Here is an 8,748-nt window from a genome sequence, read left to right on the forward strand (position 1 = left end):
GCCTATATGCGTGAAGTGGGTGCCGCGCTGGATGAGGGCTTCGAGAAGGGGGTTCTGCCCCAGCGTCCGGCGCTGGTCAACCTGCAGTGCGACATTGATCACCCGACCCAGTCGATGGCTGATCTCGCCTGGTTGCAGGAGCACTTCGGCAGCCTGGAAAACCTCAAGGGCAAAAAGATTGCCATGACCTGGGCCTATTCACCCAGCTACGGCAAGCCGCTCTCCGTGCCGCAAGGCATCATCGGTCTGATGACCCGTTTCGGTATGGATGTGACCCTGGCTCACCCGGAAGGGTATGACCTGATCCCGGACGTGATCGAAGTGGCCCAAGAGAATGCCAAGGCCTCCGGCGGCAGCTTCCGTCAGGTCACCTCCATGGAAGAGGCGTTCAAGGATGCGGATATCGTCTATCCCAAGTCCTGGGCCCCTTACAAGGTGATGGAGCAGCGTACCGAACTGCTGCGTGCCAACGACCACGCTGGCCTCAAAGATCTGGAGAAGCATTGCCTGGAGCAGAACGCCAAGCACAAAGATTGGCACTGCACTGAAGAGATGATGAAGCTCACCAAAGGTGGCGAAGCACTCTATATGCACTGCCTGCCAGCCGATATTTCCGGAGTCTCCTGTAAAGAGGGTGAAGTGACTGAAGGGGTATTCGAGAAATACCGTATCGCCACTTACAAGGAAGCAAGCTGGAAGCCCTATATTATCGCCGCCATGATCATGGCTCGTAAATTCTCTGCACCGGCAGAAACCCTGGAGAATCTGATTAAAGAGGCTCAGAAACGGGTTAAATAAATAACCTGACGGGCAGGGTGAATATTCATCCTGCCCCCTATGTAAAAATAATTACTCCGAGTTTTCTCCCCGGTGGTATCTGAATAACGGATCTCCCGGCGAGACAGCTCTTCGTCAGGTAACGACTAGTGAGGTAAGCATGTCCCAATTTTCGCTGAAGATGGATATTGCCGATAACCGCTTTTTTACCGCCGAGCCATCACCGTTGTTTTCCCGTGCAGAAGCACAAAAGGCTCGTGCCTTTCATAAAAAACTGGCCGGTTATGAACCGACCCCCCTGTGTGACCTTAAAGAGTTGGCCGCCTATATCGGGGTGAAAAATATATTGGTCAAGGACGAATCAAAGCGTTTTGGCCTCAATGCCTTCAAGATGTTGGGTGGTGTTTACGCCATCGCCAACCTGCTTTGTGAAAAATATGGGGTGGCGGTCGAGGATTTCTCCTTCGATCTCATCAAGCGCACCATCAAGGAGCCGATGACCTTCGCCACCACCACCGATGGCAACCACGGTCGTGGTGTCGCCTGGGCGGCCAAGCAGGTGGGTCAGCATGCGGTGGTCTACATGCCCAAGGGCTCTGCCCAGGAGCGGGTGGATCACATCCTGAATTTGGGTGCCGAGTGCATCGTTACCGACATGAACTATGACGATACCGTGCGCCTGACCATGAAGATGGCCGAAGAGCGTGGCTGGCACATCGTGCAAGACACCGCTTGGGAAGGCTACACCAAGATCCCGACCTGGATCATGCAGGGCTACTCGACCCTGGCCGACGAAGCGGTCGAGCAGATGCAGGGGATGGGTATCAAGCAGCCCACTCACGTGCTGCTGCAGGCTGGCGTAGGTGCACTGGCGGGCGGGGTACTGGGGTATCTGGTGGACTGCTTTGGGGCAAGAAACCTGCATAGCATCGTGGTCGAGCCGGATCAGGCCGACTGCATCTACCGCTCCGGCGTGGCGGGCGAAATGGTCAATGTGGGGGGCGATATGCGCACCATCATGGCCGGTCTCGCCTGTGGCGAACCAAACCCCCTCGGCTGGCCGCTGCTCAGAAGCTGCACCACCCAGTTCATCTCCTGCCACGACAAGGTATCGGCGCTGGGCATGCGGGTGCTGGGCAACCCCCTTGGCAACGATCCCCGCATCCTCTCCGGTGAGTCCGGTTCGGTCGGTACCGGTGTGCTGGCAGCGGTGCGTCATCACCCCGAGCGTGAGGCACTGATGGCCCGTCTGGGACTGGATCGCAACTCGGTGGTGCTGATCATCAACACCGAAGGGGATACCGATGTGAAGCACTATCGGGAAGTCGTGTGGGAAGGCAAACACCCCGCCTGCGAGTAAGCAACCACGAATCAAAGAATTGATCGCGCCCTGCCAACAGGGCGCGGTAAAGGGCACAAGGCGTTGCGCCGAACAGGCCGCGCACTCTCAGTTGTTATGGAGAAATCACAATGAGCAAGCAAATTCCGTTTGAAATGGTGTTGGAGAAGGCCTACCAGTACAAGGCCGAAATGACTCAGTTCCTGCGCGACATGATCGCCATCCCGAGCGAAAGCTGCGATGAAGAGCGGGTAGTGCTGCGTATCAAGCAGGAGATGGAGAAGGTTGGTTTCGACAAGGTCGAGATTGACCCCATGGGCAACGTGCTGGGCTATATCGGTCACGGCCCGCGCCTGATCGCCATGGATGCCCACATCGATACCGTCGGTATCGGTAACCGCGCCAACTGGACCTTCGACCCCTATGAGGGGATGGAAGATCACGAGATCATCGGCGGCCGCGGTGCCTCCGATCAGGAAGGGGGCATGGCCTCCATGGTTTATGCCGGCAAGATCATCAAGGATCTGGGACTGGAAGATCAGTACACCCTGCTGGTGACAGGTACTGTGCAGGAGGAGGATTGCGACGGCCTCTGCTGGCAGTACATCATCGAGCAAAGCAAGATCCGCCCCGAGTTCGTGGTCAGTACCGAGCCAACCGATTGCCAGATCTACCGTGGACATCGTGGTCGCATGGAGATCCGTGTCGAAGTGCAAGGGATCAGCTGCCACGGTTCTGCGCCGGAGCGCGGTGACAACGCCATCTTCAAGATGGGTCCGATCCTGGGCGAATTGCAGGAGCTCAGCCACCACCTCGGCAACGATGACTTCCTTGGCAAGGGCACCCTGACCGTCTCCGAGATCTTCTTTACCTCCCCGAGCCGTTGCGCCGTGGCTGACAGTTGTGCCATTTCCATCGACCGTCGCCTCACCTGGGGCGAGACCTGGCAAGGTGCGCTGGACGAGATCCGCGCCCTGCCTGCGGTGAAAGCCGCCGGTGCCGAAGTTTCCATGTATCAGTACGACCGTCCTGCTTACACCGGTCTGGTTTATCCGACCGAGTGTTTCTTCCCGACCTGGAAAGTGGAAGAGGATCACATCACCGTCAAGACCCTCTCCAAGGCCTATCGCGAGCTGTTCCGCAAAGAGCCGGTGGTCGACAAGTGGACCTTCTCTACCAACGGGGTCTCCATCATGGGTCGCCACGGCATTCCGGTCATCGGCTTTGGCCCGGGTAAAGAGCCGGAAGCCCACGCGCCGAACGAGAAGACCTGGAAAGAGCATCTGGTCAAGTGCGCTGCCATGTACGCAGTGATCCCCATGCTCTATCTGGCCGAGCTGGACAAGTAAGGGGTCTGCCGGGCGGTGACCACTATCACCGCCCGTCTGTTGCAAGTGCCCCGTCTCCGGTGAGGCGGGGCCTTGATGTTTGAAGAGAAGTGACGTTCTAGGAGGTGTGGATGAAACGGCTTATCAAAAATGGTGTGCTGGTCGATTCGGAAGGGGAATATCGTCAGGATCTGCTTATCGAGAACGGGGTGATCCGCACCCGCGCTGTCGATATCCAGCCCGATGGCGATACCGACGTTATCGATGCCAGCGGCTGCTATGTGATGCCCGGTGGCATTGATGTCCACACCCACTTCAACATCGATGTCGGGATTGCCCGCAGTTGCGATGACTTTTTCAGCGGTACCCGTGCCGCCGCCTGTGGTGGTACCACCGCCATCATCGATCACATGGGATTTGGCCCGGCGGGGTGCAATTTGCATCACCAGTTGGCCCGCTATCACGACTACGCCGCCGATCAGGCGGTGATCGACTACAGCTTTCACGGCGTGATCCAGCATGTGGATGACGCCATCCTGGACGAAATGGCTGCCATGGTGGAGGAGGAGGGGATCAGCAGCTTCAAGCTCTACCTCACCTACCAGTACAAGCTGGAGGACCATGACGTACTGCGCGCCCTGGCCCGCCTTAAAGAGGTGGGGGCGCTCGCCACCGTCCATCCCGAGAACGACGCCGCCATCGCGGCGCGCCGGACGGCGCTGTTGGCCGCTGGCCACAATGAACCCTGGTATCACCCGCAAAGCCGTCCGCTGGAGTGCGAGGCGGAGGCGATCGCCCGGATGATCAATCTGGCGAGATTGTCGGGCAATGCACCGCTTTATATCGTCCACCTCTCCAACGGACTGGGGCTGGAGTATCTCAAGCTGGCACGGCGTCAGGGTCAGCCGGTTTGGGTGGAGACCTGCCCGCAATATCTGTTGCTCGATGACTCCTGTTTTTACCGCGAAGACGGGGTCGACTTCCTGTTGAGCCCGCCGCTGCGGGGGCGCAGTGAGATCGACAAGCTGTGGGTCGGCATCAGTGCGGGTGACATCGACACGGTGGCAACCGATCACTGCAACTTCTCTCACGCCCAGCGTATGGCCCTGTCAGGGGGCGATTTCAGCCGCTGTCCCAACGGCTTGCCCGGGGTCGAGAACCGGATGTCGCTGCTTTTCGCTCATGGGGTGCTCAGTGGGCGCATCTCGCCGTCCCGCTTTGTGGCACTCACCAGCGCCAATTCGGCGCGACTCTTTGGTCTCTGGCCGCGCAAGGGGAATTTGCAACCGGGTGCTGACGCCGATCGGGTGGTGATGGATCCCCGTGGCGAGACGCTTATCCGCCACGAGACACTGCACGACAACGGTGATTACAGTCCCTACGAGGGGATGCGCTGCCGGGGCCAGATCAGGATGACCCTGAGCCGCGGCGAGATCGTGGCCCGCGACGGCGAGTTCACCGGGCAGCGGGGTCATGGCCGCTTTATGGCGCGGGCACCGTTTGATCCGGTGCTTGGCGCGACGGTCGGTTCGCAAAACTATTCACCCGATCATTTCACGGCCCGTTGAGGCGGGTCGCTGCAGACGGCGCGGCGTGCTTCTGCAAAACAACGTCAGGCAGAACAATTTCAGGGAGCCGGTATGGCACCGGTTTGTCCCACCATTGGAGATAACAAGATGAAACAGCGTATCGTACTGGCCCTGGGCGGCAACGCTCTGGGTAACAACTTGCCAGAACAGATGAAAGCGGTGCAGAGCACGGCGCACACCATCGCCGACTTGATCGCCGAGGGCCATGAGGTGGTGGTTACCCACGGCAACGGCCCACAGGTGGGGATGATCCAGCAGGCGTTCGAGGTGGCAGCCCGCCACGAGCCAAAATCCCCCCATCTGCCCATGTCGGTCTGCGTGGCCCTGAGTCAGGGCTATATCGGTTATGACCTGCAAAACGCCCTGCGCGAGGCCCTGCTGGAGCGCGGTATTCATCAGCCGGTCGCGACCCTGGTGACTCAGGTGGAAGTGGATAAAAACGATCCTGCCTTCCTCGACCCGAGCAAACCCATCGGTGGTTTCTTCAGCAAGGAGGAGGCCGAGGTGCTGATGGCCAAGGGTGAGCGGCTCAAAGAGGATGCCGGTCGTGGCTATCGCCGGGTGGTGGCATCGCCCAAACCCATCGACATCATCGAGAAAGAGACCGTCTCCGCCATGCTGGCCGCAGGGCAGGTGGTAATCACCGTCGGTGGCGGCGGGATTCCGGTGCTGCGGGAGGGGAACCATCTGCGTGGGGCCAGTGCGGTGATCGACAAGGATTGGGCCAGCGCCAAACTGGCGGAGCTGATTAACGCCGACATGCTGATCATCCTCACTGCGGTGGAGAAGGTGGCCATCAACTTTGGCAAGCCCGATGTGCAGTGGCTCGATAAGTTGAGCGTGGGGGATGCCCAGAGCTTTATCGCCCAGGGGCAGTTTGCCAAAGGCTCCATGTTGCCCAAGGTGGAGGCGGCGCTCTCCTTTGCCACCTCCAAGCCGGGGCGCAAATCCCTGATCACCCTGCTGGAGAAGGCTGCCGAGGGGATCGCTGGCAAGACCGGGACCGTGATCAGCCAGTAAGGCGTCACTCGATGGCTGGTTTATGCGCAGGGGGCCTAGGCCCCCTGCTGTTTTTGGCAAGGGCGCCGCGGTGGCTGAGGGTGAGTTGCCCGCAGGCTATTTCCAGCAGGCTATTGGTCCGTAGGGAATGTGCAACCCGGCAGCACAGGGGTAAGATGGCCCCCCCGATAAGGGGGTGGCCAGATAAACCAAACAGGCGAAAGGCAGAGCGATGAGTGGTACGACATGAGCACAAAGATCAATATGGCGGCGCTGGTGGGACTGGTCCTGCTCACCGCCATCTGGAGTTACAGCTGGATAGTGATGAAGCAGGTAATGCTCTATGCGGGGGCCTTCGAGTTCACCGCCCTGCGTTGCCTGTGCGGATCCCTGGTGTTGTTGCTGGTGCTGGCCCTGCGCGGGCGCCGTTACCTCAAACCCACCCCGTTTCGCTACACCTTGGGTATCGCCCTGTTCCAGACCTGCGGCATGGTGGGGCTGGCCCAGTGGGCGCTGATCAGCGGCGGGGCGGGCAAGGTGGCTATTTTGAGTTACACCATGCCGTTTTGGGTGGTGATCTTCGCGGCGCTCTTCCTCGGCGAGCGGATGCGCAAGTTGCACTATCTGGCGGTCGGGGTGGCAGCGTGCGGGCTGCTGTTGGTGATCCAGCCCTGGCTGCTGCATCTTGAGTCCCTCAAGAGTGCGCTGTTGGCGATCCTCTCCGGCATCTGCTGGGGGATCAGCGCCATCATCGCCAAGCGGATGTATCTCCGCCATCCCGGGGTGGATCTGATGTCCCTCACCACCTGGCAGATGATCTACGCCACTGTGGTGATGGCGCTGGTGGCCGCGCTGGTGCCGGAGCGCCCCATCGACTGGCAACCTTACGTGATGGGGGCGCTGGCCTATAGCGCCATCTTCGCCACCGCCATCGCCTGGAGTCTCTGGCTCTTTGTGCTGAAAAAATTGCCAGCGGGGATCGCCAGTCTCAGCACCCTGGCGGTGCCGGTGACCGGCGTGCTGCTCTCCTGGTGGCTGCTCGGCGAAAACCCGGGACCGGTGGAGGGGGGCGGCATCGGACTTATCGTGTTGGCGCTGTTGGTGATCAGCCGCAAGGGCAAACGATCTGTGGTGTCGGTGGCAGGGGAGACCCGCATCAAGCACGGTTGAGTGGCAACAGGCTAGCCAGTAGCACTATCAACGGCACTCAAAAGAGCCCGAGACAGGGGGCCAGCCCCTCGTTACAATGGCGTTACATAGCTGCGTTGGCGCGCAGGTATCTGATTCATCGTGATTATTTCAACGAACATAACGGCAAGGATGAAACCGTATGATGACGCTGGTGTGGTTGGCCGTGGGGCTGGTGTGTCTGGTAATGGGGGCTGAGTATCTGGTGCGGGGGGCTGCGCGCCTTGCCACCATGATGGGTATCTCCCCGTTGGTGGTGGGATTGACCATAGTGGCTTTTGGTACCAGTGCACCCGAACTGGCGGTGAGCATCCAGTCGGGCCTTGAGGGGCAGGCGGGGATCGCCGTGGGTAACGTGGTCGGCAGCAATATCTTCAACGTGCTCTTTATTCTCGGTATCTCGGCCTTGATCGTACCGCTGGTGGTCTCCCAGCAACTGGTGCGCTTCGATGTGCCGCTGATGATTGCTGTGTCGTTGCTGGTGCTGATGTTTGGTTGGGATGGCCGGATCTCTTTCTTCGAAGGCGCCTTGCTGTTTGCCGGTGTCGTCGCCTATACCGTGTTTCTGTTTGTGCAGAGCCGCCGTGAAACCAAGGCGGTGCAAGCGGAATATGAGCAGGAGTTTGGCCAGAAGGAGCCCGAGACGCCCCACAGCTTGCCCCGCAATCTGTTCTTTATCGTGGCGGGATTGGGGATGTTGATCCTGGGCTCCCGGCTGTTGGTTAGCAGCGCGGTGGAGATTGCTCACTACTTCGGGGTGAGCGATCTGGTGATCGGCCTCACCATAGTGGCGGTGGGTACTTCACTGCCGGAGGTGGTGACCTCCATCGTCGCCGCCCTGCGCGGAGAGCGGGATATCGCAGTGGGCAACGTGGTGGGCAGCAATATCTTCAACATCCTCTGCGTGTTGGGGCTCACCTCCATGGTGACGCCGGGAGGACTCGAGGTGTCGGCCACCGCCCTGCAATTCGATATTCCGGTGATGATTGCGGTGGCGCTCGCCTGCCTGCCCATCTTCTTTACCGGTTACACCATCGCCCGCTGGGAAGGAGCGCTGTTTTTGGCCTACTACATCGGCTACACCACCTGGCTGATCCTCCACGCCACATCCAGTCCGCTGCAAAGCCAGTTCAGTGCGGCGCTGACCGGTTTCGTGCTGCCGCTGACCGCGATCACTCTAGTTGTACTTGTGGTGCGTGCCTGGCGTCTGCAACGAACCCAGCCGTGACGCAGGTCTCCCTGAGGTAAAGGGATCGGCATAACGCGACAGATCGAAAAAGCCCCACCATCACGGTGGGGCTTTCTGTTTGGCGGGTTGGTGCCGAAGTCGCAAACGCGAAGCTAGTTTTGCTTCCCCTTATCTGCGCTTGGCCAGATGCATCATGGCTTCCAATACGGCACCGCCGATGGCGCGCGCCTTGTCAGAGACGGTGGTGGCATCGGCCCGCTCGCCTCTGGGGTCGATATCGCCGATCTTGAAGCCGACCGTCACCTCGATGTCATCGCTGAGCAGCCCCCGCACCATGCC

7 protein-coding genes and 1 pseudogene are annotated in these 8,748 nt (G+C 59.8%); 7 read left to right on the top strand and 1 reads right to left on the bottom strand.

What is annotated here, in order from left to right; all coding sequences use genetic code 11:
• From ygeW to LD28_RS0110470, 7 genes are all read left to right on the top strand, one after another.
• Nucleotides 1–798, top strand: a 798-nt coding sequence (ygeW, locus tag LD28_RS0110440) for a knotted carbamoyltransferase YgeW (protein ID WP_033136905.1), incomplete at its 5' end; no start/stop codon positions are given.
• A 139-nt stretch (nt 799–937) separates the two neighbouring features.
• Nucleotides 938–2,137: a diaminopropionate ammonia-lyase gene (gene dpaL, locus LD28_RS0110445; protein WP_033136906.1), complete on the top strand. Its 1,200-nt coding sequence runs from the start codon at nt 938–940 to the stop codon at nt 2,135–2,137.
• Nucleotides 2,138–2,247: 110 nt separating this feature from the next.
• Entirely contained in the window at nt 2,248–3,465 is a 1,218-nt protein-coding gene (locus LD28_RS0110450; RefSeq protein ID WP_033136907.1) for a YgeY family selenium metabolism-linked hydrolase, read from the top strand.
• 110 nt (nt 3,466–3,575) lie between these two features.
• Complete coding sequence (gene hydA / locus LD28_RS0110455) at nt 3,576–5,012, top strand: dihydropyrimidinase (RefSeq protein WP_050514296.1); 1,437 nt, start codon at nt 3,576–3,578, stop codon at nt 5,010–5,012.
• 108 nt (nt 5,013–5,120) lie between these two features.
• Nucleotides 5,121–6,053 carry a carbamate kinase gene (gene arcC, locus LD28_RS0110460; RefSeq protein ID WP_033136911.1) on the top strand — a complete coding sequence of 311 codons (933 nt, stop codon included), beginning with the start codon at nt 5,121–5,123 and terminating at the stop codon, nt 6,051–6,053.
• 225 nt (nt 6,054–6,278) lie between these two features.
• Entirely contained in the window at nt 6,279–7,202 is a 924-nt protein-coding gene (locus LD28_RS0110465) for a DMT family transporter (RefSeq protein ID WP_033136908.1), read from the top strand.
• Nucleotides 7,203–7,362: 160 nt separating this feature from the next.
• Complete coding sequence (locus LD28_RS0110470) at nt 7,363–8,448, top strand: calcium/sodium antiporter (RefSeq protein WP_033136909.1); 1,086 nt, start codon at nt 7,363–7,365, stop codon at nt 8,446–8,448.
• Nucleotides 8,449–8,577: 129 nt separating this feature from the next.
• Here LD28_RS0110470 and LD28_RS24050 read toward each other — a convergent pair.
• Nucleotides 8,578–8,748 (bottom strand): annotated as a pseudogene (locus tag LD28_RS24050) (selenium-dependent molybdenum cofactor biosynthesis protein YqeB); the annotation flags it as partial.

Origin of the sequence: Aeromonas finlandensis (genome assembly GCF_000764645.1) — a bacterium.
GTDB classification, from domain to species: Bacteria; Pseudomonadota; Gammaproteobacteria; order Enterobacterales; family Aeromonadaceae; genus Aeromonas; species Aeromonas finlandensis.